The organism is Pseudomonas sp. Y5-11, assembly GCF_022368695.1.
GTDB classification, from domain to species: Bacteria; Pseudomonadota; Gammaproteobacteria; order Pseudomonadales; family Pseudomonadaceae; genus Aquipseudomonas; species Aquipseudomonas parakoreensis.
Genome location: NZ_CP058974.1, coordinates 3158489 through 3185181, shown reverse-complemented (window position 1 = coordinate 3185181; position 26693 = coordinate 3158489). Strand labels below are relative to the sequence as shown.

The following is a 26693-nucleotide window of genomic DNA, read 5'->3' as shown; positions in this document are numbered from 1 at the left end:
TTTGGGTCGGCTTCGCCAACCATCGGGGATAAATCCCCTCGCCACACAAGCTCTCGCCCATAAAAAAGCAGTCCGCTTTCAATCCTGAGGTGCCCCTACTCTCGCTCAAGTTGACGTTAACGTAAAGGGTGATTGACAGCCAACCAGCGCAGGCTTACGTTAACGTAAAGGTGAGAGCCGTTCGACTGCCCTCCCCACCCTACAAAAAAGCCAAAAGGTGACCCATGAGCTACCCATCCCTGAACTTCGCCCTCGGTGAAACCATCGACATGCTGCGCGATCAGGTTCAGTCCTTCGTCGCCGATCAGATCGCGCCACGCGCCGCGCAGATCGACCACGACAACCTGTTCCCGGCCGACCTGTGGCGCAAGTTCGGCGACATGGGCCTGCTGGGTATCACCGTGCCGGAAGAGTACGGCGGTGCGGGCCTGGGCTATCTGGCGCACGTGGTGGCGATGGAAGAAATCAGCCGCGGTTCGGCCTCGGTGGCGCTGTCCTACGGCGCGCATTCCAACCTTTGCGTCAACCAGATCAACCGCAACGGCAACCACGAACAAAAAAGCAAATACCTGCCCAAGCTGATCAGCGGCGAACATGTCGGCGCCCTCGCCATGAGCGAGCCGAACGCCGGTTCCGACGTGGTTTCGATGAAATTGCGCGCCGACAAGCGCGGCGACCGCTTCGTGCTCAACGGCAGCAAGACCTGGATCACCAACGGCCCTGACGCCAACACCTACGTGATTTACGCCAAGACCGACCTGGAAAAAGGGCCGCACGGCATCACCGCATTCATCGTCGAACGCGACTGGAAAGGCTTCAGCCGCAGCAACAAGTTCGACAAGCTCGGCATGCGCGGCTCCAACACTTGCGAGCTGTTTTTCGATGACGTCGAAGTGCCGGAAGAAAACATTCTCGGCGTGCTCAACGGCGGCGTGAAAGTGCTGATGAGTGGCCTCGATTACGAGCGCGTCGTGCTGTCCGGCGGCCCGACCGGGATCATGCAGTCGTGCATGGACCTGATCGTGCCGTACATCCATGACCGCAAGCAGTTCGGTCAGAGCATCGGCGAATTCCAGCTGATCCAGGGCAAAGTCGCCGACATGTACACCCAGCTCAACGCCAGCCGCGCCTACCTCTACGCCGTGGCCCAGGCCTGCGAGCGCAACGAAACCACGCGCAAGGACGCCGCCGGGGTGATCCTCTACACCGCCGAACGCGCGACGCAAATGGCCCTCGACGCGATCCAGATTCTCGGCGGCAACGGCTACATCAACGAATTCCCGGCCGGGCGCCTGCTGCGTGATGCCAAGCTTTACGAAATCGGCGCCGGCACCAGTGAGATCCGGCGCATGCTGATCGGCCGCGAACTGTTCAACGAAACCCGCTAAAACGGAGCTGTCCATGGCTATCCTGCATACCCAGCTCAACCCCCGTTCAGCGGAGTTCGCCGCCAACAGCGCAGCAATGCTCGAACAGGTCGACGCCCTGCACACCCTGCTCGCCCACGTGGCGCAAGGTGGCGGCGCGAAAGCCCAAGAACGCCACACCTCGCGCGGTAAACTGCTGCCGCGAGAGCGGATCAATCGCCTGCTGGACCCGGGCTCGCCGTTTCTGGAAATCAGCCAGCTCGCCGCACACGCGGTGTATGGCGAAGACGTTCCCGCCGCCGGCGTGATCGCCGGGATCGGCCGAGTCGAAGGCGTCGAGTGCATGATCGTCGCCAACGACGCGACGGTGAAAGGTGGCTCGTACTACCCGCTGACCGTGAAAAAACACCTGCGCGCGCAGACCATCGCCCAGCAGAACCGCCTGCCGTGCATCTATCTGGTGGACTCGGGCGGCGCCAACCTGCCGCGTCAGGACGAGGTGTTCCCGGATCGCGAGCACTTCGGCCGGATCTTCTTCAACCAGGCCAACATGAGCGCGATGGGCATTCCGCAGATCGCCGTGGTCATGGGCTCGTGCACCGCTGGCGGCGCTTATGTGCCGGCGATGGCGGATGAAGCGATCATGGTGCGCAATCAGGCAACGATCTTCCTCGCCGGCCCGCCGCTGGTGAAAGCCGCGACCGGTGAAGTGGTCAGCGCTGAAGACCTCGGCGGTGCCGATGTGCACTGCAAGATTTCCGGGGTTGCCGACCATTACGCCGAGAGCGACGAACACGCCCTCGCCCTCGCTCGCCGCAGCGTCGCCAACCTCAACTGGCGCAAGCTCGGTGAAGTGCAGCAGCGCACGCCGATTGCGCCGCTGTACCCCAGCGATGAGTTGTACGGTGTGGTTTCCGCCGACGCCAAACAGCCGTTCGACGTGCGCGAAGTGATTGCGCGGCTGGTCGACGGCTCGGTGTTCGATGAATTCAAAGCCTTATTCGGTACCACGCTGGTGTGCGGCTTTGCGCACCTGCACGGCTACCCGATCGCGATCCTCGCCAACAACGGCATTCTCTTTGCCGAAGCCGCGCAGAAAGGCGCGCACTTTATCGAACTGGCCTGCCAGCGCGGCATTCCGCTGCTGTTCCTGCAGAACATCACCGGCTTCATGGTCGGGCAGAAATACGAGGCCGGCGGCATCGCCAAGCACGGCGCGAAGCTGGTGACGGCGGTGGCCTGCGCCAAGGTGCCGAAATTCACCGTGATCATCGGCGGCAGTTTCGGTGCCGGTAACTACGGCATGTGCGGGCGCGCTTACGATCCGCGTTTCCTGTGGATGTGGCCGAATGCGCGCATCGGCGTGATGGGTGCCGAGCAGGCCGCGGGCGTGCTGGTGCAGGTCAAACGCGAGCAGGCCGAACGCAGCGGCCAAGCCTTCAGTACGGAACAGGAAGCCGAGATCAAACAACCGATTCTCGATCAGTACGAAGAGCAGGGTCACCCTTACTATTCCAGCGCACGACTGTGGGACGACGGCGTCATCGACCCGGCGCAGACTCGTGACGTGCTAGCTCTGGCCTTGTCTGCGTCGCTGAACGCGCCTATCGAACCGAGCCGCTTCGGCGTGTTCCGGATGTGATGCTTTTTTTGTGGGAGCGAGCCTGCTCGCGAAGACGGTCTGTCAGCTCCGGATACTTCGACTGATACACCGCTTTCGCGAGCAGGCTCGCTCCCACAAGAACCGTGGAGACGGAAGAATATGAGCGACTTCAACACCCTCGAATTGCAGAGCGATCCACGGGGTTTCGCGACCCTGTGGCTGAGCCGCGAAGAAAAGAACAACGCGTTCAACGCCGAAATGATCCGCGAACTGATTCTGGCGCTGGACAAGGTTGCCAGCGACGCCAGCCTGCGTTTCCTGCTGGTGCGCGGGCGTGGCAGACACTTCAGCGCCGGCGCCGATCTGGCGTGGATGCAGCAGTCGGCCGAACTCGATTACCACACCAATCTGGACGATGCCCGCGAGCTGGCGGAACTGATGTACAACCTCGCCAAACTGAAAATCCCGACCCTGGCCGTGGTGCAAGGGGCGGCGTTCGGCGGCGCGCTGGGTCTGATCAGTTGCTGCGACATGGCGATTGGCAGCGATGACGCGCAGTTCTGTCTGTCGGAAGTGCGCATCGGCCTGGCCCCGGCGGTGATCAGTCCGTTCGTGGTGCAGGCCATCGGCGAACGGGCTGCGCGTCGCTACGCCCTGACCGCTGAACGTTTCGGCGGACAGCGTGCGCGGGAAATCGGTTTGTTGTCCGAGAGCTACCCGGCCGCCGGGCTTGATCAAGCGGTCGAACAATGGATCGACAACCTGCTGCTCAACAGTCCCGCCGCGATGCGCGCCAGCAAGGATCTGCTGCGCGAAGTCGGTAACGGTGCGCTGACCCCGGCGTTGCGCCGTTACACCGAAAACGCCATCGCACGTATCCGCGTCAGCCCTGAAGGCCAGGAAGGCTTGCGCGCCTTTCTGCAAAAACGTCCGCCAAGCTGGCAGGCTGCAACCACCCCCAAGGAGCCGCGTTGATGAGCGCACCTGTTCTCACCACCCTGTTGGTGGCCAACCGTGGCGAAATCGCTTGCCGGGTCATGCGTACCGCCAAGGCGCTGGGCCTGACCACCGTCGCCGTGCACAGCGCCACCGACCGCGAAGCGCGGCACACCCGGGAAGCAGATATCCGCGTTGATCTCGGCGGCAGCAAAGCCGCTGACAGCTATCTGCAAATCGACAAACTGATCGCAGCAGCCAAAGCCAGCGGCGCGCAGGCGATTCATCCGGGTTATGGCTTTCTGTCGGAGAACGCTGGTTTCGCCCGTGCCATTGAACAGGCCGGGCTGATTTTCCTTGGCCCACCCGCCTCGGCCATCGACGCGATGGGCAGCAAATCGGCGGCCAAGGCGTTGATGGAAACCGCCGGTGTGCCGCTGGTGCCGGGCTATCACGGCGAGGCGCAGGATCTCGATACCTTCCGCGATGCCTGCGCACGTATTGGCTATCCGGTGCTGCTCAAGGCCACGGCCGGAGGCGGTGGCAAAGGCATGAAAGTGGTCGAGGACGTCAGCCAATTGGCCGAAGCCCTGGCCTCGGCGCAGCGTGAGGCGCAGTCGTCATTCGGCGATTCGCGGATGCTGGTGGAGAAATACCTGCTCAAACCACGCCATGTGGAAATTCAGGTGTTCGCCGATCAGCATGGCAACTGCCTGTACCTCAACGAGCGTGATTGTTCGATTCAGCGCCGGCACCAGAAAGTTGTCGAAGAAGCCCCGGCCCCGGGCCTGACCCCGGAGCTGCGCCGCGCCATGGGCGAAGCGGCGGTGCGTTCGGCGCAGGCGATTGGTTACGTCGGCGCGGGGACCGTGGAGTTCCTGCTGGATGCGCGCGGCGAATTCTTCTTCATGGAGATGAACACGCGCTTGCAGGTCGAACACCCGGTCACCGAAGCGATCACCGGACTCGATCTGGTGGCGTGGCAGATTCGTGTGGCGCGCGGCGAAGCGTTGCCGATCACCCAGGATCAGGTGCCGCTCAATGGCCATGCGATTGAAGTGCGCCTGTATGCCGAAGACCCGTCGAATGATTTCCTGCCCGCCACCGGCCGCCTGGATTTGTATCGTGAATCGGCTGCGGGACCAGGGCGTCGGGTCGATAGCGGTGTTGAGCAAGGCGATGAAATTTCGCCGTTCTACGACCCGATGCTCGGCAAGCTGATCGCCTGGGGCGAGGATCGCGAGCAGGCGCGGCTGCGGCTGTTGAGCATGCTCGATGAGTTCGCGATCGGCGGTTTGAAGACCAACATCAACTTCCTGCGGCGGATCATCGCGCATCCAGCGTTTGCCGCCGCGGAGCTGGATACCGGGTTTATTCCGCGGTATCAGGAAACGCTGCTGCCTGCTCCGGGTGAACTGAGCGATGAATTCTGGCAGACCGCAGCACAGGCTTTTGCACAGGGTTTACCGAGCGCTGTTCGGGGCGATGATCCGGGGTCGCCGTGGGCCTTGAACCGAGGTTTGCGTGCGGGTCTGCCGGCGGAAATCACTCTGCACTTGAGCTGCGAGGGTCAGGATCGGGCACTGACGCTGAATAGCGCCAGCAACGCTACGCTGTCCGATGAAGCGCTGGTGGTCGAGCGCGACGGCGTGCGCCGCACCTTGCGTGCCATTCGCCAGGGCGATTCGCTGTACCTGCAATGGGACGGCGAGTTACGGCGTATTCAGACGTATGACCCGATCAGCGCCGTCGACGCCAGCCACAGCCATCAGGGCGGTCTGACTGCGCCCATGAACGGCAGCATCGTGCGGGTGTTGGTGGAGGCCGGGCAATCGGTCGAGGCCGGCGCGCAACTGGTGGTGCTGGAGGCGATGAAGATGGAGCACAGCATTCGCGCGCCCCATGCTGGCGTGATCAAAGCGCTGTATTGCCAGGAAGGCGAAATGGTCAGTGAAGGCAGCGCTTTGGTTGAACTGGAAGCCGTGTAGCCAGAGGATCGATCCTGCGCCGAGCGAGGATCGATCTGGCTAGAAACGCGCTGTGGCCTGAACCACCACGCCAATGATTCGACACTCATCGGTGAACAAGGCTTTGGGCCAGGTCGGATTGAGCGGTACCAGATAACGCTGGCCGCCCTCTTCGTCCAGCTTGCGAAAGATCGCTTCAGCGCAGCCTTGCCACTGGGCGATCACCAGTTTGCCTGGCAGCGCTTCCACCTCCGGATCAACCAGAATCAGCATGCCCTCGGCAATGCTCTGGCCGGTCGGTGCGGTCATGGAGTCCCCCGCCACCGTCAGCCAGAACGCCGCACCACGGGCGTGATAATCCGTCAGTTCGAAGCGCTGCTTGTCCTGCGTCGCAGCATAGGTTGTGGCTGCACTCTCGCGGATTTCGCACGAGGTGGACCAGTCACTGACCGGGTAGCGGAAGTACGGGTTGTACTTCTGTGCCAATGGCATTTCGTCATCCGCCGCTTCCTGCGGTTCACGGATCACCAGCACGACTTCGAGGAAGTCCATGCCCAGCGCCTGCAACACGCGGTTCATTTGGGTGATGCCCGGTTCGCGGCGTTTGTTCAGCCAATGGCCGATGCCGCCCTGGGACATGCCGACGCGCTCTCCGAGCTCTGTTTGAGTGATTTTGAGTTCACTCATCTTGGCCTTGACCAACTCAATCCATTTATCCATGTGCGGCACCTTACTTGCCCCGCCTTCGGCCGGCAAAACACATATTGTAGTATTTAAATTCTGGTCACAACTACGCATCGTACTATCCTGAAAGCACGGACTTTCAATCGAACAAGGAGTGACCCTTCACCATGAATATCAGCAGCAAAGACTTGCCCGATCTGCAAATGGACACCACGTTCACCTCCCCTCAAGGCAACGCGGCAGCGCAGCGAGCGCTGGACTATTACTTGAAACCAGCTGTGTCAGAACCCGAGGTCGATGAGCGTTTTTTTGATGTGAAACGCCATCTCAGCGGCGAGGAGGCGCTGGTGCATGCGTCGGATCTGCTGCGTTGCGCAGCGGCCACCGCCTTCAAGGCAGCCGAAAACCTGCAGGGCGCGAGCCGTGACCTGGCCTTTTCGGTGGTGCATATGGTGGATATGGCGCGAGCGATGGTCGACCATTCGATTGATGGCGAGCAGCTCTGACGAACACGGGAAGTGAGCGGACAGGAAAGAATTTTCCAATCGCGCAGATAAAAACGTTTGACTTGCAAATGATAATGATTATTATTGCAAGCAGCTGATCGCGAGATCAGTCGATGGACCAGAGACCTTAGGTCGGTCTTCTGGACTATCTCCTCATCAGGCTAATCACGGTTTTTGACCCGGCTTTTTGCCGGGTCTTTTTTTGCCCGTTTTTCGGGCTTATGGCTTCAGGCTAATGAAGTCTGTGGGTGCTGCAAATTCGATGGCGCGGATAATATCAAAAGAATATCGCTTGGCAAGCTTGGCCCGGCCAGATTGGCGCAAACCAATGACAATTAGCACTTGAGAATCAATCGCACAGTCTCTAAGCTGCTTGCGCGTCACGGAAGACGCCCCCCTACCGCAAGCCGCAATTTCCCTCGGTCTCAGCTCAGTCTTGCGTGTAAAGTAGCCGCCATAAAAATCATATTCAGGAATCGATTATGACCGTGGCCAAATCTTCGTTCGACATCAGCGCCAACTTCGACAGCGGCAACATCCAAGTCATCGACATCTCCAATCCGCTCAACCCGGTTCTGGCCATCCGCCCGGATACCCGCAGCGCGCATTTTCAGTGGTTCCACTTCAAGGCCAGCGGCCTGCATGTTCATCAAGAGCACTGGTTTCGCCTGGTCAACGCCAGCCAATCCTCCTACAACAAGGCCTGGACCGGCTATCAGGCTGTCGCTTCCTACGACCACGTCAACTGGTTCCGCATTCCCACCAGCTTCGAAGGTGACAGCCTGCGCTTTTGCCTTGAAGCCGAACAAACCCACGCCTGGTTCGCCTACTTCGAACCCTACAGCCGCGGTCGTCATGACTGGTTGATCGAGCAGGCGCTGACCAAGGCCGGCACCGAACTGCTGGCCACCGGCAAGAGCGTCGAAGGGCGTGACATTCAGTTGCTGCGCAAGGGCAGCGGCGCCGAAAGCCAGCGCAAAATCTGGATCATCGCGCAACAGCACCCGGGCGAGCACATGGCCGAATGGTTCATGGAAGGCGTGATCGAGCGCCTGGAACGCCACGACGATCCGGTGCTGAACAGATTGCTGGCCAGCGCCGATTTGTATCTGGTGCCGAACATGAACCCGGACGGCGCCTTCCACGGTCACCTGCGCACCAACGCCATGGGCCAGGATTTGAATCGCGCCTGGCAGAGCGCCAGTCAGGACGTCAGCCCCGAGGTACTTTTCGTACAACAGCAGATGGAAAAGTATGGCGTCGATCTGTTCCTGGACGTACACGGTGACGAGGAAATCCCCCACGTGTTCACTGCCGGTTGTGAAGGCAACCCGGGTTACACACCGCGCATCGAGAAGCTCGAAGAGCATTTCCGCACGCACCTCAAGCACACCACCAAGGACTTCCAGACCCAGTACGGCTACACCCGCGACGAACCGGGCCAGGCCAACATGACGCTGGCCTGCAACGCGGTCGGTCAGAAATACGACTGCCTGTCGCTGACCCTGGAAATGCCGTTCAAGGATCACGACGATCATCCGAACAAAGAAACGGGCTGGTCGGGCAAGCGCTCGAAACAGTTGGGCAAAGACGTGCTGACCACCATCGCCGATATGGTCGACACCCTGCGCTGATCCCTCCCCGCTCCACCCGAAGATCGCAGCATTGTCTGCGATCTTTTTTTTGCGCGATCAAATGCCATGACCGGCAAGGTTGCAAATTAAAACCAGAATACTTACTTTGATTCTGGTTTTAATTTGAAACCCAAAAAGGAATCAGGGCATGCAACCTCAACCGCTCAAAAGCAGCGTGGTGCTGCTGTTTGCCATTGCCTGTGGTCTGGCCGTGAGCAACGTGTATTACGCGCAACCGCTACTGGACGCCATGGCCGAGGCCTTCGCCATGTCACCGGCAAGCATCGGCATCGTCATTACCCTGACGCAGATCGGTTACGGCATCGGTCTGGTATTGCTGGTTCCCCTCGGCGATCTGCTCAACCGTCGGCGGCTGATCGTCACCCAGACCCTGCTCTCGGCAGTCGCCCTGCTGATGATTGCGCTGGCACCCAACAGTCTGTGGTTGCTGCTCGGCATGACGTTGACCGGTTTGCTCGCCGTGGTGACGCAAGTGCTGGTGGCCTACGCCGCGACATTGGCCATCCCGGCGCAACGCGGTCGCGTGGTCGGCGTGGTCACCAGCGGCATCGTCGTCGGTATTCTGCTCGCCCGTACCGTGGCCGGTGCCATGGCTGATCTGGCCGGCTGGCGGGCGATTTATCTGTTGTCGGCGGGGCTGACGCTGCTGATGGCCATTCTACTGTTGCGCGTCCTGCCCAGGCATGAGTCCGCGCGACCGTCCAGCGCTTACGGGGCGCTGATCGTCTCGGTGTTCCGCCTGTTCAAACAAGAGCCGGTGCTGCGACAACGGGCAATCCTCGCCCTGCTGACCTTCGCCAGCGCCATGGTCCTGTGGACGCCGATGGTACTGCCGCTGGCCGCCCCGCCGCTGTCGTTGTCCCACAGCGAAATCGGCCTGTTCGGACTGGCCGGCGCCGCCGGGGCACTGGCTGCAGCACGCGCCGGACATCTCGCCGATCGCGGTCTGGGCCAATGGGTCAGTGGTGTGTCGCTGCTGCTGATGCTCGCCTCGTGGCTGCCAATCGCCCTCACCCAGTCCTCGTTATGGGCGCTGTTGCTGGGGGTGATCACTCTGGATCTGGGCTTGCAGGCCGTACACGTCACCAGCCAGAGCATGATCTACAGCGTGCGCCCCGAAGCGCAAAGCCGCCTCACTGCCGGCTACATGCTGTTCTACTCGATTGGCAGCGCCGTGGGTTCAATCCTTTCCACGGCGACATACGCGTGGGCCGGCTGGAGCGGCGTGTGCCTGCTCGGCGCCGCTATCAATGCGCTGGCGCTGGGTTACTGGTGGCTGACCCTGAAAAGTGGCGCGCCGCAGCGGTGCGCCACACAGGCCGGTTAATCGCGCTCGCGACCACGCAACATGCTGTCGAGCACCTCGTCGCGGCGCACCCAACCGTGGAACAGCGCCGCCGCCAGGTGTAACAGCACGGTCAGGAACAACAGGTACGCCAGATAACCATGCGCCTTGCGCAACATGGCAAACACCTGCGCATCGGCCGGCAGGATCGACGGCAATTGCAAGGTATTGCTGAGCATCACCGGCTCCCCCGACGCACTGATCATCGCCCAACCGAGCACCGGTAGCACCAGCATCAAAGCGTACAACAACACATGCGACGCCTTGGCCGCCATCACTTGCCAACCCGGCAGATCCGCGGGCAGCGGGGGCTGTCGGGTGGAAAAGCGCACCAACAGACGCACCACTACCAGCAGCAGAATCGCAATCCCCAGCGGTTTATGCAGGTGAATCAGCCATTCATGCCGCTGTGAGACCGAAGTGACCATGCCGGCGCCAATGAACAACATGGCAATGATCATGACCGCCATCAGCCAGTGCAGGAGCCGCGCCAACAGCGCGAAATGAGTCGGTTGCGTGCTCATGGGCGAGCCTCCTGTTTGGCGGCGGGCAGTTGGCCGACTTCACTGGTACGCCGCAGGTAGGAATCGGCGTAACCGGCGGAACGCGCAGCGAGCAATGGGTCGTCGGAGCCTTCGATACCGGCGGGCAGCACCAGCGGATCGTAATTGATGTCACGGCATTCACCGCTGAGCTGCGGCTGGGTCTTCTCCAGTACCAGCGTGCCGGCGTTGATGACTTTGCGGCCGTCGGGCCAGGTTTTGCTTGCATCGTTCACTGGGTCACCGGGGTTGGCCAAGGTGATGTTCAACTGCCAGCGCAACGGCCCTTCGGCCAGTCGCTGCACCAAATCCTTTTCCAGAAAATCCGCGCCCTCCGGCGCTGTTGCTCCGGCGGCATCGCGCGCCAGTGGCGTGACGCTCCAGCGCACCGCCTGCTTCTGCCCGCTGGCGCTGACCAGATAGAACGCATTCACGCTGTTGTAGGTTTCGGTGGCATAGCTGGCCGAGGGTTTGGCGGTCTTCACCCACGTCAGGAACGGCACGGCTTCAGGGTGCGCGGCGAAGAATGCCGGCACCTTCGACGGGTCCGGTTTGCCCGTGACCGGATCCGGCGACTGCGCCTGCTGCAATTGATAAAACGCCTCAGGCGTGCCGACCGGGAACACCGGCATGCTGTTCATCCCGGTGCGCCATTGCTGGCCGTTGGCCTGGCTGAAACGCAGCGCCAGACTGCGGATCGGCACGCTGCTGTCCGGGGCGTAGGGATTGCCCGCCGGCAATGCGAAGCGCCCGACCACCGGAGTCCGCGCCTCGTTGAACACCTGCGCGGCAGAAAACGCCCGCGCCTCGCCGCTGCTCTCGAAATGCCCGATCACGCACACGCCTTTGGCGTGGTTGCGACGGAACCCGGGATGCACGCCGTTGTTTTTCTCTAGCACATCGACCAGCGCCTTGGGCGTCAGACGTTGTGGGTCAAGGTTACCGTGAACGTAGGCAAACGCCCCGGCGACAGCCGCGACAACTATCGCGATGCCGCCAAGACGCAGCACCAGGCTTGCGCCACTCAAGGGCGGACGCTGCGGCCCGCCCGGGGGTGAGGTGCGATCAACCATGAAAGACTCCAGGGCCATCGGCCATAGGGAAAGGTGCTATGAGACGTTCGTCTCGCAGGGTTATTCCCTTTGAACTGTAGTTTCTTTCATCTGATCGCGAGCGACGTATTCAAACCACTAGCGGTCCAGTTCAAATCGAGGCGCACGCTTCTCCAGAAATGCCCGCATGCCTTCCCGTTGCCCCGGCGTCGCGAACAAGCCATGGAAGGAACGGCGCTCGAACACAATGCCCTCGCGCAAGCCCGATTCATCAACGCGGTCTACGGCCTCCCGTGCCGCACGCACCGCCGTGCGCGGAAAACCACTGATCTGTTGCGCGACGGCCAATGCTTGCGTCAACACCTCGGCGGAATCGGTCACCCGCGATACCAGACCGGCCTGCTCAGCTTGCGCGGCGCCAAGCGAGCGTCCGGTCAGAATCATGTCCATGGCTTTGGCACGACCAATCAAGCGGGTCAAACGCTGGGTGCCGCCCATTCCAGGCATGACCCCGAGCCTGATTTCCGGCAATCCGAACTGCGCGGTGTCCGCCGCAATGATCACATCACACATCATGGCAAGCTCGCAGCCACCGCCGAATGCGTAACCGCTAACCGCTGCGACTTTCGGTGTGCGTAGCCGCGAAAAGGCCTCCCAATCGGCGAAATAGTCATCGCGGATCATGTCAGCACAACTCTTGTCGTACATTTCACGAATATCCGCGCCCGCAGCGAAGTAGTCCTTCGTCCCGGCGATGACGAAACAGCCCACCTGCGGATCGCTGTCCAGCGACTGCAACGTCGCCAGCAACTCCTGCATCAGTGACGTGCTCAGCGCATTTCGGGCTTGGGGGCGGTTCAGTCGAATCAGGGCAACTCGCCCATGTCGTTCAATCAACAGGTTCATGACAATCTCTTCAAACAAGGGAAAATTTCAGTACGTCACAGGCGCGGTCGTCAGGAGTCCCAGAGGGCGCCGTAGGCCGCAATGCCTCGCGCCTCCATTTCCTCGACAACACGTTCAGTCAGTGTCTGATTGGAAATGCAGATCACCGCCTCGGCACCGGTTGCCTGGACGGCCGCGTAGGCCAACGCCACCAGATCCGGCTTACCCGATAGGTCGGTATCCCAGATATGCGCACCGGGTTGCGCCCGAAGAATTTCGTCCACCAGTTCATCGCCATAGGTCTTGCGCGGGCTGCGGGTTGACCAGATCAGGTGGATCGGCACTTGTTGTGCCAGCAGGTGCGGCAACACCGGACCGATGCCACTGCCGGTCGCGACATACACCACCGACTTGAACAGCGTTTCAATGTGGGCAACACCTGCGGTAGCGATGCCCTTGACCCAGACATGAGTCGATGGCTGATCAATCAAGCGCCCCGTCCAGTCGCCCGCGCGGGAAATGATCAAGCGAAAACCAGGCTGGCCCGGCGCAGGAATATTGGCAAATGAATGCCATTCCCACAGCGGATTGAGGCTGATGGCCGTGGACGATCCGGCGAACGGCGTCAGATGCTCGAATCCTGCAATCAGCACATGCGACGACGGCTTTACCTGTGTCACCGGCACCCTGCGCAGGCGCAGCCACGGCAGGACGATGCTGAACGTCAGTAATAGCAGCATCCAGAACGAAGTCGAGTCGCCGAGCATCTGCAGCAGGCTCGTCTTCGGGTTCTGATCACGGGCGGCGATCAGTGTCATCACCCAAAACAGCCCGAGTGCCGTCCAGCCGCCAAAACGATGGGTTCGTTCAAACGCGTTATGGAACGTCGAGCGAATGCGCGGCAGTGCCATGATCGCCATCAACAACAGTACACCGAGCAGGCTGCCACTGACAGCCAACAGCGTCATCGAGACGGTACCCGGCCCCGCGAATCGATCCTGGAGCATCACCGCCAACAACAGCGCAAACCAGACGATCGCGGCAACCGCACCACCGCTGTGCAGACCACCAAAATGATAAACCTTGGCCAGCGAGCGCCGAATTGCCAGCGGCCAGCTAGTGGGGACGCGGGTTGCGAGCCAGAACAGCAGATTGATCAGGTACTGCTGGCGAACCAGAATCGCCAATGACAGATTCGCCGTGACCCAGCCAGACAGCGTCGGCAATGCGAGACTGTCGCCTGTCCACCATTGCCCAGCGGTCAGACCATGGCCCAACGCTGCGACATTGACGATCAGCACCAGCGCAAACAAACGGTTGTAGTGGGAAAACACCGGCAGCGAGCCCAACCGCCGCCAAAGTGCCCGCCGGGGGGGCAAGACCAGGCCCGCATCCAGCCGACTCATTGCCCCGCCTCCTGAGCGTTGCTCTGCTGCAGTTGATGCGCCATGGCCCATTCGAGTAACAGACGCTTGTCGACTTTGCCTCGGGAAGTGAGCGGAATGTTGTCCACCGCCAGAATGAGAGTCGGCACGCAGTAATAGGCCAAGCGCTGTTCGCAGCAATGGCGGGCAGCGACGATGTCCGTGGTGCGCGGATAGACAAACGCCACCAGGTTGCGATTGTCGAGTTTCAACGTAACCGCCCGCTCGCAGCTCGGGGATGCCTCAAGCGCAGTGGAAACCGAGTCAAGTTCCACACGAAAACCGCGAATCTTGACCTGGTCATCGATCCGTCCCAGGTGCTCCAACTCACCGTCCTGCGTCCAGCGGCCCAGGTCTCGGGTGCGGAACATCATGCGGCCTTCACCGAGAAAGGGGTCAGCGCGATAGCGTTCAGCGGTCAATTGCGGATTGCCCAGATAACCTGCCGTCACACAATCCCCGCCCGCCCACATTTCGCCCGGCTCACCGGGCGCGCATAACTGCCCTGCCTCATCCAGCACATACACAGTGTTGTTCGGCGTCGGCTTGCCAATGGTCAAGGCGCCAGGTTGCCGATAGCGCTGCATGGTGTTGACGATGGTGGTTTCGGTCGGCCCGCAGGCGTTATAGAACTGGCAAAACGATGCCCAGCGATCTGCCAGGGGTTGCGGACAAGGCTCACCCGCCAGCGCCACCACCCTCACGCGGGTGCAACGTTCCGGCTCCAGCGTGGCAAGAATCGACGGCGTGGCGATCAGCACATCACACTGCTCAGCTGTCGCGGCGATGTTCTTGCCGCGAATCAGCAACGTTGCGCCATGGGCCAGACACCCGAAAATCTCCCAAGCCGCCATGTCGAAGGCAATGTTGAGGATTTGTCCGACCTTGCATCCCGGCTCTATACCGAGGTTGCCCGGGGCGGTCAGCAGGATATTGCAGACATTACGTTGCGTGACACGTACGCCATTGGGTACGCCGGTCGTACCCGAGGTGAACAGCACGAAGCACAGCGAATCGGCCGAAATCTGTTGACCGGCGGGGTTGTGCTCATCAGCTTGCGATGACGGCGTCTTGATAAAGGTATCGAGGTGTATGCAGTGCTGCAGTGCCGTCAGCGGGATTGCGCACGCCAGCTCCGAGAGCGTCAGTACGATGCGCGTGCGGGCGACCTTCATGATGTGCTGCAACTGGTGCGTCGGTGTGATCCCCACATGCTGAGGAATGTAGGCAGCGCCGATTTTCAGTGTTGCCAGCATCCCCACCAGCATAGGAATCGAGCGCTCGACAAACAGCGCGACATGATCGCCAGCGGCCACCCCTTGCTCAAGCAGATGCCTGGCGAGGCGATTGGCCTGCCGGTTCAATTCGCCATAGGTGATTGTCTCGCCCCGACAGTGAGCCGCGATGCCCTCGGGCATGCGCACCGCTTGCGCCTCAATGGCGTGGTGAATCAGAGCAAATGCCGGTGTGGCTTTCGGGCCACACCCAAAACGTTGCCATGAACTATCAATTCCCGCACGGGATTGCGGCTGGTTGGAAATTGCGAAAGCTTGCATAAAAAAGGTCCCCCTTTATCTCATCGGGCGACAAAGCGCATTCGGCGAGGTTGCCTGCCTGCGCATGTCGAACCCGTTGAGCCGGGACATGCAACATTATTACGCTGACTACAAAACGCGACGAACTTTCCTACTCAATTAAGAAAAAAAACTTTCACGCAGATTCATGGAATAACCTGCAGCAAGCGACGTCTTGCTAATCAATACCGCCGTTTCTACCCCAGGCATGCCGCTTTCCATGAACACACTCGACGAACACCTGCGTGAGTTGATTCCCCGTCTGAGGCGCTTCGCCCTGTCTCTGACGCACAATGGCGCCAGCGCCGACGATCTGGTGCAGGCCAGCCTTGAACGGGCCTTGTCCGGCTGGAGCAGCAAACGCGCCGAGGGTGACGTGCGTGCATGGCTGTTCGCAATCCTCTATCGGCAGTTTCTCGACGCCCATCGGCGCTCCCGTCGTTATGCGCGGATGCTCGAATTCTTCACCGGTCGCGATGACGCCGAGCCCTCGACCGAGCGCACGGTGATCGCCCAATCGACCCTGCAAGCCTTCGATCGCCTGCCTGCTGAACAGCGAGCCCTGCTGTTGATGGTTTCGGTGGAAGGCTTGAGCTACAAGGAAGTCGCGCAAATCCTTAACGTCCCCAGCGGCACAGTGATGTCGCGTCTGTCCCGCGCTCGTCAGGCCTTGCGCCAGCTCAGCGACGGCGAAATCAGCAGCCCTTCCTTGCGGATACTCAAATGATCAGCATGCCCCCCAGCGAACGCGACCTGCACGCGTACGTCGACCATCAACTCAGCGAGGCCGATCGGCGCATCCTCGACACCTGGCTGGCCAATCATCCGGACACCGCCGCACAGGTTCGCGCCTGGCAGCAGGATGCCCAACAATTGCGCGCTGCGCTGGGCGGTGCGTTGCAGCAACCGACGAATCCGCAGTTGGATCCGGCGCAGATTCGCCAGCGTCTCAAGCGTCAATCACGGCGTCATCTGGCCAGCGCGGCAGTGTTGCTGATCGCGGTCGGCCTCGGTGGTTTCAGTGGCTGGCAGGCGCGGGAAATGACCCTCGCGCGCGCCTCTGTGCTGCCAATGACCGATGCCTTGCAGGCCTATCGACTGATTGCACAGCAGGGAATATTGCCGGCGGACTATAAAGTCGACAGTGACGGCGACATGCAGCATTGGCTCGATCGGTATTTCACTCAGGCCAGTCGCTTGCCGGATCTGAAATCCGCCGGCTTCGAACCGGTCAGCGGCCGTCTGCTCAGCACCGACGAAGGTCCGGCGGCGATGGTGATGTATGAGGATCGCAGCGGTCACAAGGTCAGTTTCTACGTGCGGCCACCGGGGCCGAAAAACACCTTCCTGCCACGCGGCAGCCGCAGCGACGGCGATCTGCAGGCCGATTACTGGTCCGGCGGCGGGTACAACTATGCGATGGTCAGCCCGACAGACTCGCCGGCGGCGCAGCAATTGAGACAATCACTGCAATTCTGAGAGCCCACAAATCCCCTGTGGGAGCGAGCTTGCTCGCGAATACGGTGTGCCATTCAACAATCATGGTGGCTGATCTACCGCTTTCGCGAGCAAGCTCGCTCCCACAGGGGGTCATCGCATGGGTCAGAAACCCACGTCCAGCACCACATTGTCCAGATACGTCCCCGCCGGCGGCGTGGTCTGGTCGGTGTAGATTTTCGCGTTGTAATTGAAGATCTGGCTCCCGGTGCCCAGACCATTTCCTGGATTGACCTCGGCGTCAGTGCTCGACCGGCGCGCACTGCCGACACTGCCCCAACGAGTAGTCCCGGCGCTTTTGAAGATGTCGTAGGCCAGATAATTGCTCCCGGAAATCATCCGCCGTCGACCGCCGACACTGACCGGGTTCTGCCCGTCGCTCAAACCGACGGTGTAGGCGCTGCCCTTGGTGCAGGCCAGATTGATCGTCTGCCCGGTCACCGGAGTAAAGGCGCTGATCACCGGCGCGCTGCCAAAGGCAATGTTTGGCGCGGTAATCGTGCAGTCGTTGGACACGGTCAGGTTCACCGTCAACGTCGCCGTACCGCTGTTGATGTCGCGCCCCAGGCAAATACTGCCGGCACCGATCCCGGAGCAGTAATTCCAGTTCCAGAAAATACTCAGGGTTTCCGTGTAGACCCCGGCGGCAACGTTGCTGCCAATGGTCGTGCTCAGGTACAGCGGCACGGTTTTCGGGGTGGTGCCGTTGAGCAGCCCCAAGGCGTCGATGATGCCGTTGCGGGCGAAGTCGAAAGCGGTGCCACGGGTCACCGGGTAGCTGGTGCTGTTATTGGCGTAGATCGTGTAGCCGATGACATCGCCGGTTGGCCCGAGCAAGCCGCTCTGGGTCGAGGTAATGGTGGCGTAAAAGTGATCATTGCTGGTCAGCAGGGTCAGCAGCGAACCCGTACAACTCAACCCGGCGTTGAGCGTGGAACTGGGCTGCGTCGTGGTGCGCACGGCAATCGAACTGATCGAACCAAACGCCGCCGCAGTGGTACTGACCACCGAACACAAGGCCTGTGCCGCCCCAGGCAGCAGCAGCGCCAGACACAGGCAAATCCGCGCCGCGCTCATTGACACACCAACGGGCCGATCAGCGGCACCTGGCTTTGCTGCATATCCACGTCGAATCGCGTCTTGCAGGTCTTGCCGTCTGCCAGCGTCACCAACAACGAGTTCTGTGCCTGCAGGTTTTCCAGGTAGACCAGGCCATCCCAGCCAACCACCGTGCGCGCCCCGCTTTGCTCGTGCAACACGCCCGCGCCCAATGGCAGTTCACGTTGCTGCGCGTCCACCAGCACGATACTCGCAGCGATCACCCGACTCAGTGGAAACTCCAGCAAATACCCGCTGCCCCGGCGCACGGCGATGCGCTGCTCGACGTTGGGGCTGCGCACGTTGGCGGGCAGGTTCAGCGGATCGATTTCATATTTGCCGCGGTAATAGGCGCTGCTCCAAGGCACCAGCAGATGGCCGTTCTTGTCGGTTTGACCGACCTGCTGGTTTTCGTATCGCACTGGAATGTCGGCAAAGCCGTCGGTACTGACCACCACAAACGCATCGTCGATACGATTGGCCGCGAACACCTGGCGATCCATCCACACCAGCGAGCCACTGGCATCGGCCCAACGGGTTTCGGCGTCTGAAGTGCCGTAGACCCCGGCCTGCAATTGCACCGATTGCAGGCGCCAGGTCAGGTCGGCCTGACGATAATCGGGGCCATCACCCTCGGCGTAGCCCAGATTGAAACCGACCCCGCCCTCGGTCGGCACCGAACGACTGTAATTGACCCGCTGCTGACTCTGCCCGGTCTTGCTGCGCTCGCTGCTGATTGCCAGGCTGCCGCGCAGATCGAACGGAATCACCAGTTGCGCCTGCACCGCCCAGTGGCTGTCGCCGATCTCGCGGTTGGCCGAAAGGTAGAAACTGCTGTTGCGCCACAACGGCTTGCTCCAGCTCAGGTTGAGCAGGCGCGTGCGCGAATCGTCCGCCGCGCGCACGTCGAAATAGCCGGCACCGAGGCTGCCCCAACGGTCGAGGTTGACACTCAGGGTCGCCTGCTCGCTGCGCCGGCTGAGGCTGATGTAAGGCGTGTCGATCACACTCAGGTCGGCGTATTGGTCGCGGCGTTGCAAGCGTTGCCAGGAAAAACTGTAGCGCTGGCTGCTGTACTGATAACCGAGGCTGAACTGGTTGCCCCCCTCACCTTCGAAACGGCTCTGACTGATGGCGCTGTTGAGCACGCCGAAATTGCCCAGGCGCAGGTTGCCGCCGATGCCGCCGAGGGTCAGCGAATCCGCCGCTTCGGCATGGCTTTCCAGGGTAAAGCTGTCACTGACGCCATAGCGCAGGCTGCCGGAGGTGACTCCGGTGCCGTAGCTGAAGTCCTTCAAACCGTAATCGCGGCGCAACGTACCGGCAGCCACGGAAAAATCGCTCAGGCCTTTTTGCAGCAAACTGCTGGTGACATAGAACGGCACCGTCGTCGAAACCTGCCGCCCCAGCGCATCGGTGGTCACCACCACCGCCTCGCCGGCGCCGTTGATGAACGGAATGTTGGTCAGGGTATACGGCCCCGGTTGCAGGTCGTTGCTGCTGGACTTGTAGCCGTTGATAAACAGATCTACCGAGGACGGCACCGCCGCTTCCCCGGCGAACTGCGGCAACGGATAGGTCACCAGATCCGGACGCACGGCAAAGTCCCGCGAGAACTGCACACCGCCCAGACGTACGGAGTTGCTCCAGGGCAAGGCACCGCTGATCACGTCGCCGCCTTCGTAGGTGAGCATTCGCTCGTCATCCGAGTATCGCCAGGTGGTGTCGTAGCGCAGGTAGCCGTTGTCCAGCGTACTGAGCGAATCGCCGGACAAGGTGCGCCGGTACTGCCCGGTGTTGGACAGGGTGCCCCAGCCGTCGAACAGCCGCAGCTCGTTCCAGGCCGCCAGATAGGTGCCGGCGTCATCGGTGTCATTGAGGTACAGGTCATAATTGAACAGCGCACCGAAGCTGCTCAGCGCCGGAGTGCGCGGATAGTTCTCGCGATTGCCAATGAACTGGTCCGGCAGCCACTGCGGCGGAACATCCAGCAGCAGGCGCTGACCGACACTGTCGTACTCGCTGTGCAGTCCCGGCAGGCCGTCAAGATCGACTTCGTCAGCACTACCGTCAGGCAGTTTCATCCCGGTTTCGCGTAAAGCGCTGGCCGGCAGAAACAGATGCCCGTCACGCTGCTGTACCGCCACCACCCGCCCGGTGTTCATCTGATTGACCACCAACTCCAGAAACAACTGTGCATCACTGACGGCCTCCATGCCGCTGGGAGGCGGCGGCAATTCGCCGGCCCCGGAGGGTTGCACGACCATCAGGCACCACGCGCCAGTCATCAGCCACAACGGACGCTGAATACGACGAGCCCATCCTGAGCTCATACACGCTTTACGTCCGTCAATGGACTGAATCCTCCTGATGCCACTATTGCCAAAGCCAGTTATCTTTTTCTGGAATTTTGACGACACGATGTAATCATTGTGGCGAGGGAGCTTGCTCCCGCTCGACGGCGCAGCCGTCGTCAGAACTGTTTGAGCGGACTACCTGACACGGCTTGGGGCTGCTTCGCAACAGCGGGAGCAAGCTCCCTCGCCACAAAAGTCCACTCGGCATGGCTCCTTTTTCAGCGCTCCGGCGCAATGCTCTGCACCTGCGCCCCGCCATTGACCCGCACCTGCAGCGCCGACTCGCTCGCCAAGGGGCCCGGTGCCGGCCAGCGCATCACCGCCCCCGGCAGCACGTATCCCAACAGGCCCTCGGCCAACGGCTTGCTTTGCCCGCCCTGTTTGATCGCCACGTCAGTCAGCCGCGCATGCACCGCGCCCTGATTGCGCACTTCGACATACGGCCGGCCGTCGACCGCCACCGTGCGCCAGCTCAATTGCGGCAGCCCCACGCCTTTGGGATCGCGCGGGCGCGTGCTGTCCTCCTTGCTCCACAGCCCCGCGCCGTAGGCAAACAACGGCACCGAATAACGCATCTGGAAGCGAATCGCCGCCGCCGTTTTGCCGCCCTCGGCAGCCGGTGGCTGAGCGCCAGGTATTTCGTCGATGATGATCCGGTAAGCCAGTTCCTGTCCCGGCGGCACATCCTTGGTTCGGGTCAGGCGCACCAGCTGTTTCTGGCCCGGTTCGATCTTCGCCACCGGCGGGCTGCCGATCACGTCGCGCTGGTTCTGATATTGCTCTTCAAAGCCGCTCTGGCTCCAGCCGAATACACGGATCTGCAGGTTGGCGGTTTCCGTGCCGCGGTTCTCCAGCCACAACGCACTGGCCTGTTGATCGGCCTCCAGCACCGGGTCGATCGGCCAGATCAGCACCGAACTGGCGGCCTGCGCATTGCCAGCCCCAAGCATCACCAGCGCCAGCATCACGCACTGCGCAATCGAATGCCGTGAAGTCACTGCCCCCATGAACCTGCTCCTTGTCGGCCATTCAAACGTCGCCTCACCACGACAGTTGCACCTGCAACACGTCGCTGTACGTCCCCCCAGGCTGATTGCCCGGCAACTGCACCTGCCCGTAAATCGGCAGGCTGATGTTGTTCGCGTCGCTGTAAGCCACCGCCACGCTCTGACTGATGCCCAGGCTCTGGCTGTAAGCCGCATCGCGAAACAGCGTGTAAGCCACCCGCGCACTGCCGCTGTTGAGCTGCATATGCCGACCGCTGCTGTTGTACTGGCCGCCATCGACGCTCATGTTCAGCGTCACGCCCGGTGTGCATTGCAACTGCACGCCACCGGTCAGCGCCACTTGCACCGTGCCGGTACCCAGAGCCGAACTGGTACCGAAATTCAGCCCACCGTAATTCGAGACACCGCCCACCACCAGGCACCCCGGGGTTATGGTGGCGCTGACCTGAAAGCTCTGGCTGGTGGCGGCCCCCAGCGGCAGCGGCACACTGCCCGCACAGAGCAGGAGCAGCGCAGCACAGCCCTGACGGCGCATGGCATCAGAACGTCAGTTCGACAGCGACGGTGTCGGTGTACGTCCCCGCCGGCAACCCGGCCTTGCCCACCGCCTGACCATAAATATTCACCGTCTGCGCCACGCCGGTGCTGGTCGCCAGGTTGATCGTGCCGTCAATCGGCAGCAGCTGCGAATGCCCGGCATCGGTATAGAAATCGTACGGCACGTAGTTGGCGACACCGTCGTACAACGCACGTGCACCGCCCGGCGATTGACCGTCGTGGGCGCCGGCGCGCACCTTGACCACCGGCGTGGTGCCGCTGGAGCAAAGAATCGACAGCGCCCCGCCGCCACCGCCCAACACCTGCCCGCTGGCAGTGGTAAACAGGCTGTTGGCAGTACCGAAGTTCAGTGCACCGAAGTTCAGCCCGGTGGAGCCACCGGCGCCATTGACCTGACAACTGCTGATCAGGGTCAGGCTGGCGGTGATCTGGCCGGTGACCGTGGTGGCGGCGTGGGCACTGGAAACCAGCGTCAGGCCGAGCAACGACAAACCTATCCTTGATGCAAACGTGCGCATGGTGTCCGTCCTCTACGGGTTACCAGTCGAGCGTCACCGTCAGCGTGTCGGTATAGACACCTGCCGGTACCGCGCGGGTATTCGCCACCACCGTGCCAAAGACCGGAATCGGTATCTGCGCACCGCTGGTGACAGCGAAATTGTGTTGTTGGCCGATGCTGTAGCGTTGGCTGCCGGAGGCATCCAGGAACAGTTGATAAGGCAGGGTCTGGCGTCCGTTGCTCAGGCGGCGGGTGGTGCCGTCGCCGTGGGTACCGCCGTCGATGGTGACCGTGAAACCGGTGACCGAGGGATTGCAGGCCACATTCAGCTTGCCGCTGCTGTCACCGTCGAGACTGGCCTTGATGGGCGAAGTCCAGGTCGGCCCCTGCTGACCGAAATCAAGGGTGCCCAGATTGCTCACCGGGATCGCCGGGGTGGCGCTGTTGGTGACTTCGCACCCGGCGATCAGGATCAGTCGCGCGTTGATCTGCCCACTGATCGCCGCCTGTGCGTCGTCAGCAAGCAACAGCAGCGTACCCGTGGCGATGACCATCCAGTGCTTGCCTGTCATTGCGTCCGTCCCTACTCCTTCAGGATGCTTGCGTCTCCCGCGTTCAACATTGAACGCCCCTTCCCTGCGCAGCCCGCCTCCAGCGGATTGCCTGAAATCCTGCACTTACCAGGTCACGGTGACCTTCACCAGATCCGAATAATGCCCGACCTGTGGTACCTGGGCCAGACGCTCGATCCGCGCATACAGCGGCAGCTCCACGGTGCCGCTGTCCGGCACCCGACCGCTGACCGGTACGTCCACCACCAACGGCACACGGCGCGCCGCGTCCTGATACAGGTGGTACGGAATAGGCTTGCTCCCGGCCGCTCCCGCCATGTAGCGAACCTCACCGACGCCGCCGTGCAGGCCACCGTCGACACGCAACTGATAAGGTGTGTCGGGGTTGCACTCCAGGCGTGGCAACCGGTGGTTGGTCAGCGCCGCGCCCAAGGGCCCGGCCGGATCATCGAGGCGCGCGGTGCTGCCGAAATCCAGCACGCCCAGTTGTTCGATACCCGCCTCGCGCTGCTGGCCGATCAATTGGCAACCACGCATCACGTCAACGCGGACTTCAACCTGAAGATCCGCCGCATATACCGCGCTCCCAAGTATCCCGAGCAGGCCCAACACCACACGTGCAATCACGGTCCCATTCCTTGGCAGGGAACATTCGGATGACGTTACTGTGTTTCAGGTTAGCAACAGTCGACGAATCCGCCAGTCGATTGGATCCATGGATCTTCCGGGATATGTTTCGAAAGGTTGGCAATACAACGAATTACATCGCTGCAAATAGCTGTACGTTCCACACAATGTTGTTCAGTAATCGCCCATTGTCGACAAGCCGCCATGGAGCCTGACGCCGCCTCTGGTTACACTACGGCGCCGCGCTCCCGGGCGCCGGCCTGATGACTACGGAGTGACTGCACTGTGCCCTCTCGAGCGCCCAAACGATCGCCACTGACCCAACGCTGGTCGGCGCTGCGCCGCTGGTTCGCCAAGGGCCGGCCAGCCAGTGCCGGGCATGACGCCACTGCCCGCTCGATCCACGAATGCTTCCGGCATAAGGCTCACAGCCAGGGTTACACCCTCAGCCACAGCCAGCAGAGGGTGATCGATTGCATGGCACAACAGGCCAGCCTGTTGTTCGGTGCCAGGCCGCAAACGCCGCCGAGTCTGTACCTGCATGGTGCGGTCGGACGCGGCAAGAGCTGGCTGCTCGAAGGCTTTTTTCAGGCCCTGCCCACCGCGCAGAAACAGCGCGTGCATTTCCATGAATTCTTCGCCCGATTGCATCAGGGCATGTTCGAGCATCGCGAACAGAACGATGCCCTCGGCGTCACCCTCGATGAACTGTTACACGACTGCCGGGTGCTGTGTTTCGACGAATTTCATGTGCATGACATCGGCGATGCCATGCTCATTACCCGGCTGTTCAAGGCCTTGTTTCAGCGCGGCATTGTGTTGCTGGTGACCTCCAATTATCCGCCGGAGGGCTTGCTGCCCAACCCGCTCTATCACGCGCGTTTCAAACCGGTGATCGACTTGATCAACGCACGCATGCACGTGATGGAGGTCGGCGGCCCCCACGATTACCGCAGTCAGGCGAGCAATCATGCGCACCAGGTCTTCACTCAAGGCCATTATGTGTGGCCGGCCACAGCGCTCCAGCGCCAGGCGCTGAATCTGCCGCCCGAGGGTGCGCCAGCCATGGCTCTGCCGGTGGGCAGCCGCCACATTCAGGCACGCCTGTGCGAGGGTCGCCGGGTGGCTTTCAGCTTCAACGATTTGTGCGAGCAACCGACGGCGGTGATGGATTATCTGGAACTGTGTCGGCGTTTCGACCAGTGGATCATCGACGACCTGCCGGAACTGGACGAACGCTCGATCGCCGCGCAACAGCGCTTCATCAACCTGATCGACGTGCTCTACGACCAGGACAAACACCTGACCCTGCTCAGCCGCCTGCCGCTGCGCGAGACCCTGAGCGGCGACGCCATCGATCTGGCCCGCACCCGCAGCCGTCTGGGGCAGTTGCAGGAAATCCACTGATCCCATTAATCACCACCGATTACCACTGTGGGAGCGAGCTTGCTCGCGAAAGCGGAGTGTCAGTGACGAATCACTGACTGACAGGACGCCTTCGCGAGCAAGCTCGCTCCCACAGTGGATCAGAGTGTTCTTCAGTGCAAATCCCGGCTTTGCCGTTATCATGTCGCCCATTCCGAGCGCCCGGCGCTTCTTCATTTGATAGTGAACCTGCACATGCACACCCTTGCTCAATTGCGCGCCGGCGAGTTGTCGGGCATTACCCGGCTGGACCTGTCCTGTGGCCTGACCGAGTTCCCCCGGGAAATTTTCGAGCTGGCCGATACGCTGGAGGTGCTCAACCTCAGCGGCAATGCCTTGAGCAGCCTGCCAGACGACCTGCATCGGCTGACCCGCATGCGCATTCTGTTCTGCTCGGACAACCACTTTACCGAGGTGCCGGAGTGCGTCGGCCAATGTGCAGCGCTGACGATGATCGGCTTCAAGGCCAACCGCATCCGCCACGTGCCGGGCGCTGCATTGCCGCCGCTGCTGCGCTGGTTGATCCTGACCGACAACTGCATCGACACCCTGCCCAGCGAACTGGGCGAGCGCCCGTACCTGCAAAAACTGCTGCTGGCCGGCAATCGCCTGCAAGCGCTGCCGGCGTCGATGAGCCAGTGCCACCGTCTGGAGCTGATCCGCATCGCGGCCAACCAGTTGCGTGAACTGCCGCAGTGGCTGCTGACCCTGCCGAGCCTGACCTGGCTGGCGTATGCCGGCAATCCGCTGGAAACCGAAGCCGACGCCGCCGCGCTGGAGGCCACGCCGCTGATCGACTGGTCGACGCTGCGTCTGCAACAGCGTTTGGGCGAAGGCGCTTCCGGGGTGATTTCCCGGGCACAGTGGCAACGTAGCGCAGACTCGTCGGTGCCGGTCGCGGTGAAGCTATACAAAGGCGAGATGACCAGCGACGGTTCGCCGCTGCACGAGATGAACGCCTGCATCACCGCCGGCCTGCACCCGAACCTGATCCGCGTGGAAGGCCGTATTCACGGTCATCCTGACGGGCAACACGGGTTGGTGATGCAACTGATCGACCCGAGCTTTCGCAATCTGGCGGCATTGCCGAGCCTGGCGAGCTGCTCGCGGGATGTGTATGCCGAAGATTGCCGCTTCAGTGCCGAAGTGGCGCTGAACATTGCCAAGGGCATCGCTTCGGCAGCCGAACACTTGCATCAACAGGGCATCACCCACGGCGACCTCTACGGCCACAACATTCTGTTGAACGATCAGGGCGATTGCTTGCTGGGGGATTTTGGCGCGGCATCGTTCCATGCCACCACGGATAATCTGGAAACCCGGGCGCTGCAACGTATCGAAGTGCGGGCGTTCGGGGTTTTGCTGGGGGAATTGCTGGCGCGCATCGACTCAGGGCTGAGTGCCGAGCGGCGCGAGATGCTGCAAGCGCTGGAACAGCGTTGCTGTCAGCCGGATGTGCTGACGCGGCCGGGATTTGGCGAAGTGATCGAGGTGCTGGAAAAGCTGTGACTGA

Annotated in this window: 25 protein-coding genes; 11 read left to right on the top strand and 14 right to left on the bottom strand. The window is 61.6% G+C overall.

Annotated features, from left to right (window positions below; all coding sequences use genetic code 11):
- Positions 1-224 precede the first annotated feature (224 nt).
- From HXW87_RS14190 to HXW87_RS14175, 4 genes are all read left to right on the top strand, one after another.
- Positions 225-1388, top strand: a complete 1164-nt coding sequence (locus tag HXW87_RS14190; RefSeq protein ID WP_047291661.1) for an isovaleryl-CoA dehydrogenase — start codon at positions 225-227, stop codon at positions 1386-1388.
- A gap of 13 nt (positions 1389-1401) precedes the next feature.
- A complete protein-coding gene (locus HXW87_RS14185) occupies positions 1402-3009 on the top strand; it encodes a carboxyl transferase domain-containing protein (RefSeq protein WP_239779108.1) in 1608 nt (535 codons plus the stop codon).
- A gap of 120 nt (positions 3010-3129) precedes the next feature.
- Positions 3130-3945, top strand: a complete 816-nt coding sequence (locus tag HXW87_RS14180; protein WP_239779107.1) for a gamma-carboxygeranoyl-CoA hydratase — start codon at positions 3130-3132, stop codon at positions 3943-3945.
- Positions 3945-5894: an acetyl/propionyl/methylcrotonyl-CoA carboxylase subunit alpha gene (locus HXW87_RS14175; protein WP_239779106.1), complete on the top strand. Its 1950-nt coding sequence runs from the start codon at positions 3945-3947 to the stop codon at positions 5892-5894. The genes HXW87_RS14180 and HXW87_RS14175 overlap by 1 nt, the downstream gene beginning before the upstream one ends.
- A 39-nt stretch (positions 5895-5933) precedes the next feature.
- Here the strand turns inward: HXW87_RS14175 and HXW87_RS14170 are convergent, their stop codons facing one another.
- Entirely contained in the window at positions 5934-6593 is a 660-nt protein-coding gene (locus HXW87_RS14170) for a S24 family peptidase (RefSeq protein ID WP_239779105.1), read from the bottom strand.
- Positions 6594-6724: 131 nt separating this feature from the next.
- Here HXW87_RS14170 and HXW87_RS14165 point away from each other — a divergent pair, with 131 nt between their 5' ends.
- Entirely contained in the window at positions 6725-7063 is a 339-nt protein-coding gene (locus HXW87_RS14165; protein ID WP_003223691.1) for a DUF3077 domain-containing protein, read from the top strand.
- Between the two features lie 219 nt (positions 7064-7282).
- Here the strand turns inward: HXW87_RS14165 and HXW87_RS14160 are convergent, their stop codons facing one another.
- On the bottom strand, positions 7283-7447 hold the full coding sequence (locus tag HXW87_RS14160) for a hypothetical protein (protein WP_239779104.1): 165 nt from the start codon (positions 7445-7447) through the stop codon (positions 7283-7285).
- 98 nt (positions 7448-7545) lie between these two features.
- Here HXW87_RS14160 and HXW87_RS14155 point away from each other — a divergent pair, with 98 nt between their 5' ends.
- On the top strand, positions 7546-8697 hold the full coding sequence (locus HXW87_RS14155; RefSeq protein WP_047291650.1) for a M14-type cytosolic carboxypeptidase: 1152 nt from the start codon (positions 7546-7548) through the stop codon (positions 8695-8697).
- 148 nt (positions 8698-8845) lie between these two features.
- Positions 8846-10045, top strand: coding sequence for an MFS transporter (locus HXW87_RS14150; RefSeq protein ID WP_239779103.1), 1200 nt, complete (start codon positions 8846-8848; stop codon positions 10043-10045).
- Here the strand turns inward: HXW87_RS14150 and HXW87_RS14145 are convergent.
- The 5 genes from HXW87_RS14145 to HXW87_RS14125 form a co-directional block, all read right to left on the bottom strand.
- Positions 10042-10587 (bottom strand): cytochrome b, encoded by a 546-nt coding sequence (locus HXW87_RS14145; protein WP_047291646.1) that lies wholly within the window; start codon positions 10585-10587, stop codon positions 10042-10044. The genes HXW87_RS14150 and HXW87_RS14145 overlap by 4 nt on opposite strands.
- The gene (locus HXW87_RS14140; protein ID WP_182404258.1) at positions 10584-11678 is read right to left on the bottom strand and encodes a catalase family peroxidase; all 1095 of its coding nucleotides are present in this window, start codon (positions 11676-11678) and stop codon (positions 10584-10586) included. Before HXW87_RS14140 ends, HXW87_RS14145 begins: the two co-directional genes overlap by 4 nt.
- A 117-nt stretch (positions 11679-11795) precedes the next feature.
- Positions 11796-12563, bottom strand: coding sequence for an enoyl-CoA hydratase-related protein (locus HXW87_RS14135; protein WP_239779102.1), 768 nt, complete (start codon positions 12561-12563; stop codon positions 11796-11798).
- A gap of 50 nt (positions 12564-12613) precedes the next feature.
- The gene (locus HXW87_RS14130) at positions 12614-13948 is read right to left on the bottom strand and encodes a hypothetical protein (protein ID WP_239779101.1); all 1335 of its coding nucleotides are present in this window, start codon (positions 13946-13948) and stop codon (positions 12614-12616) included.
- Entirely contained in the window at positions 13945-15522 is a 1578-nt protein-coding gene (locus HXW87_RS14125) for an amino acid adenylation domain-containing protein (protein WP_239779100.1), read from the bottom strand. Before HXW87_RS14125 ends, HXW87_RS14130 begins: the two co-directional genes overlap by 4 nt.
- 238 nt (positions 15523-15760) lie before the next feature.
- On the opposite strand from HXW87_RS14125, the gene HXW87_RS14120 reads away from it, so the two are divergent.
- Together HXW87_RS14120 and HXW87_RS14115 are read left to right on the top strand one after the other, a co-directional pair.
- The gene (locus HXW87_RS14120; protein WP_239779099.1) at positions 15761-16267 is read left to right on the top strand and encodes an RNA polymerase sigma factor; all 507 of its coding nucleotides are present in this window, start codon (positions 15761-15763) and stop codon (positions 16265-16267) included.
- On the top strand, positions 16264-17019 hold the full coding sequence (locus HXW87_RS14115; RefSeq protein WP_047291633.1) for an anti-sigma factor: 756 nt from the start codon (positions 16264-16266) through the stop codon (positions 17017-17019). Before HXW87_RS14120 ends, HXW87_RS14115 begins: the two co-directional genes overlap by 4 nt.
- A 123-nt stretch (positions 17020-17142) precedes the next feature.
- Here HXW87_RS14115 and HXW87_RS14110 read toward each other — a convergent pair whose 3' ends face one another.
- From HXW87_RS14110 to HXW87_RS14080, 7 genes are all read right to left on the bottom strand, one after another.
- Positions 17143-18114, bottom strand: a complete 972-nt coding sequence (locus HXW87_RS14110) for a spore coat U domain-containing protein (protein WP_108182290.1) — start codon at positions 18112-18114, stop codon at positions 17143-17145.
- Positions 18111-20468 (bottom strand): fimbria/pilus outer membrane usher protein, encoded by a 2358-nt coding sequence (locus HXW87_RS14105; RefSeq protein WP_095666975.1) that lies wholly within the window; start codon positions 20466-20468, stop codon positions 18111-18113. Before HXW87_RS14105 ends, HXW87_RS14110 begins: the two co-directional genes overlap by 4 nt.
- A gap of 242 nt (positions 20469-20710) precedes the next feature.
- Entirely contained in the window at positions 20711-21499 is a 789-nt protein-coding gene (locus tag HXW87_RS14100; protein WP_121184731.1) for a molecular chaperone, read from the bottom strand.
- Between the two features lie 34 nt (positions 21500-21533).
- A complete protein-coding gene (locus HXW87_RS14095) occupies positions 21534-22034 on the bottom strand; it encodes a spore coat U domain-containing protein (RefSeq protein ID WP_239779098.1) in 501 nt (166 codons plus the stop codon).
- A gap of 4 nt (positions 22035-22038) precedes the next feature.
- Positions 22039-22575 carry a spore coat U domain-containing protein gene (locus HXW87_RS14090; protein ID WP_007961145.1) on the bottom strand — a complete coding sequence of 179 codons (537 nt, stop codon included), beginning with the start codon at positions 22573-22575 and terminating at the stop codon, positions 22039-22041.
- Between the two features lie 19 nt (positions 22576-22594).
- Positions 22595-23128 carry a spore coat U domain-containing protein gene (locus tag HXW87_RS14085; protein WP_041068745.1) on the bottom strand — a complete coding sequence of 178 codons (534 nt, stop codon included), beginning with the start codon at positions 23126-23128 and terminating at the stop codon, positions 22595-22597.
- 105 nt (positions 23129-23233) lie between these two features.
- On the bottom strand, positions 23234-23755 hold the full coding sequence (locus HXW87_RS14080; protein ID WP_239779097.1) for a spore coat U domain-containing protein: 522 nt from the start codon (positions 23753-23755) through the stop codon (positions 23234-23236).
- Between the two features lie 285 nt (positions 23756-24040).
- Here HXW87_RS14080 and zapE point away from each other — a divergent pair, with 285 nt between their 5' ends.
- Both zapE and HXW87_RS14070 read left to right on the top strand, forming a co-directional pair.
- Positions 24041-25162 (top strand): cell division protein ZapE, encoded by a 1122-nt coding sequence (gene zapE / locus HXW87_RS14075; RefSeq protein ID WP_239779096.1) that lies wholly within the window; start codon positions 24041-24043, stop codon positions 25160-25162.
- A 213-nt stretch (positions 25163-25375) separates the two neighbouring features.
- Positions 25376-26689: a leucine-rich repeat-containing protein kinase family protein gene (locus HXW87_RS14070; RefSeq protein ID WP_239779095.1), complete on the top strand. Its 1314-nt coding sequence runs from the start codon at positions 25376-25378 to the stop codon at positions 26687-26689.
- Positions 26690-26693: the final 4 nt, after the last annotated feature.

What these genes read in the sequence shown, in the direction of transcription:
- HXW87_RS14190 (WP_047291661.1), top strand. Translation starts at nt 225, where the DNA reads ATGAGCTACCCATCCCTGAACTTCGCCCTCGGTGAAACCATCGACATG.
- HXW87_RS14185 (WP_239779108.1), top strand. Translation starts at nt 1,402, where the DNA reads ATGGCTATCCTGCATACCCAGCTCAACCCCCGTTCAGCGGAGTTCGCC.
- HXW87_RS14180 (WP_239779107.1), top strand. Translation starts at nt 3,130, where the DNA reads ATGAGCGACTTCAACACCCTCGAATTGCAGAGCGATCCACGGGGTTTC.
- HXW87_RS14175 (WP_239779106.1), top strand. Translation starts at nt 3,945, where the DNA reads ATGAGCGCACCTGTTCTCACCACCCTGTTGGTGGCCAACCGTGGCGAA.
- HXW87_RS14170 (WP_239779105.1), bottom strand. Translation starts at nt 6,593, where the DNA reads ATGGATAAATGGATTGAGTTGGTCAAGGCCAAGATGAGTGAACTCAAA.
- HXW87_RS14165 (WP_003223691.1), top strand. Translation starts at nt 6,725, where the DNA reads ATGAATATCAGCAGCAAAGACTTGCCCGATCTGCAAATGGACACCACG.
- HXW87_RS14155 (WP_047291650.1), top strand. Translation starts at nt 7,546, where the DNA reads ATGACCGTGGCCAAATCTTCGTTCGACATCAGCGCCAACTTCGACAGC.
- HXW87_RS14150 (WP_239779103.1), top strand. Translation starts at nt 8,846, where the DNA reads ATGCAACCTCAACCGCTCAAAAGCAGCGTGGTGCTGCTGTTTGCCATT.
- HXW87_RS14145 (WP_047291646.1), bottom strand. Translation starts at nt 10,587, where the DNA reads ATGAGCACGCAACCGACTCATTTCGCGCTGTTGGCGCGGCTCCTGCAC.
- HXW87_RS14140 (WP_182404258.1), bottom strand. Translation starts at nt 11,678, where the DNA reads ATGGTTGATCGCACCTCACCCCCGGGCGGGCCGCAGCGTCCGCCCTTG.
- HXW87_RS14135 (WP_239779102.1), bottom strand. Translation starts at nt 12,563, where the DNA reads ATGAACCTGTTGATTGAACGACATGGGCGAGTTGCCCTGATTCGACTG.
- HXW87_RS14130 (WP_239779101.1), bottom strand. Translation starts at nt 13,948, where the DNA reads ATGAGTCGGCTGGATGCGGGCCTGGTCTTGCCCCCCCGGCGGGCACTT.
- HXW87_RS14125 (WP_239779100.1), bottom strand. Translation starts at nt 15,522, where the DNA reads ATGCAAGCTTTCGCAATTTCCAACCAGCCGCAATCCCGTGCGGGAATT.
- HXW87_RS14120 (WP_239779099.1), top strand. Translation starts at nt 15,761, where the DNA reads ATGAACACACTCGACGAACACCTGCGTGAGTTGATTCCCCGTCTGAGG.
- HXW87_RS14115 (WP_047291633.1), top strand. Translation starts at nt 16,264, where the DNA reads ATGATCAGCATGCCCCCCAGCGAACGCGACCTGCACGCGTACGTCGAC.
- HXW87_RS14110 (WP_108182290.1), bottom strand. Translation starts at nt 18,114, where the DNA reads ATGAGCGCGGCGCGGATTTGCCTGTGTCTGGCGCTGCTGCTGCCTGGG.
- HXW87_RS14105 (WP_095666975.1), bottom strand. Translation starts at nt 20,468, where the DNA reads ATGAGCTCAGGATGGGCTCGTCGTATTCAGCGTCCGTTGTGGCTGATG.
- HXW87_RS14100 (WP_121184731.1), bottom strand. Translation starts at nt 21,499, where the DNA reads ATGGGGGCAGTGACTTCACGGCATTCGATTGCGCAGTGCGTGATGCTG.
- HXW87_RS14095 (WP_239779098.1), bottom strand. Translation starts at nt 22,034, where the DNA reads ATGCGCCGTCAGGGCTGTGCTGCGCTGCTCCTGCTCTGTGCGGGCAGT.
- HXW87_RS14090 (WP_007961145.1), bottom strand. Translation starts at nt 22,575, where the DNA reads ATGCGCACGTTTGCATCAAGGATAGGTTTGTCGTTGCTCGGCCTGACG.
- HXW87_RS14085 (WP_041068745.1), bottom strand. Translation starts at nt 23,128, where the DNA reads ATGACAGGCAAGCACTGGATGGTCATCGCCACGGGTACGCTGCTGTTG.
- HXW87_RS14070 (WP_239779095.1), top strand. Translation starts at nt 25,376, where the DNA reads ATGCACACCCTTGCTCAATTGCGCGCCGGCGAGTTGTCGGGCATTACC.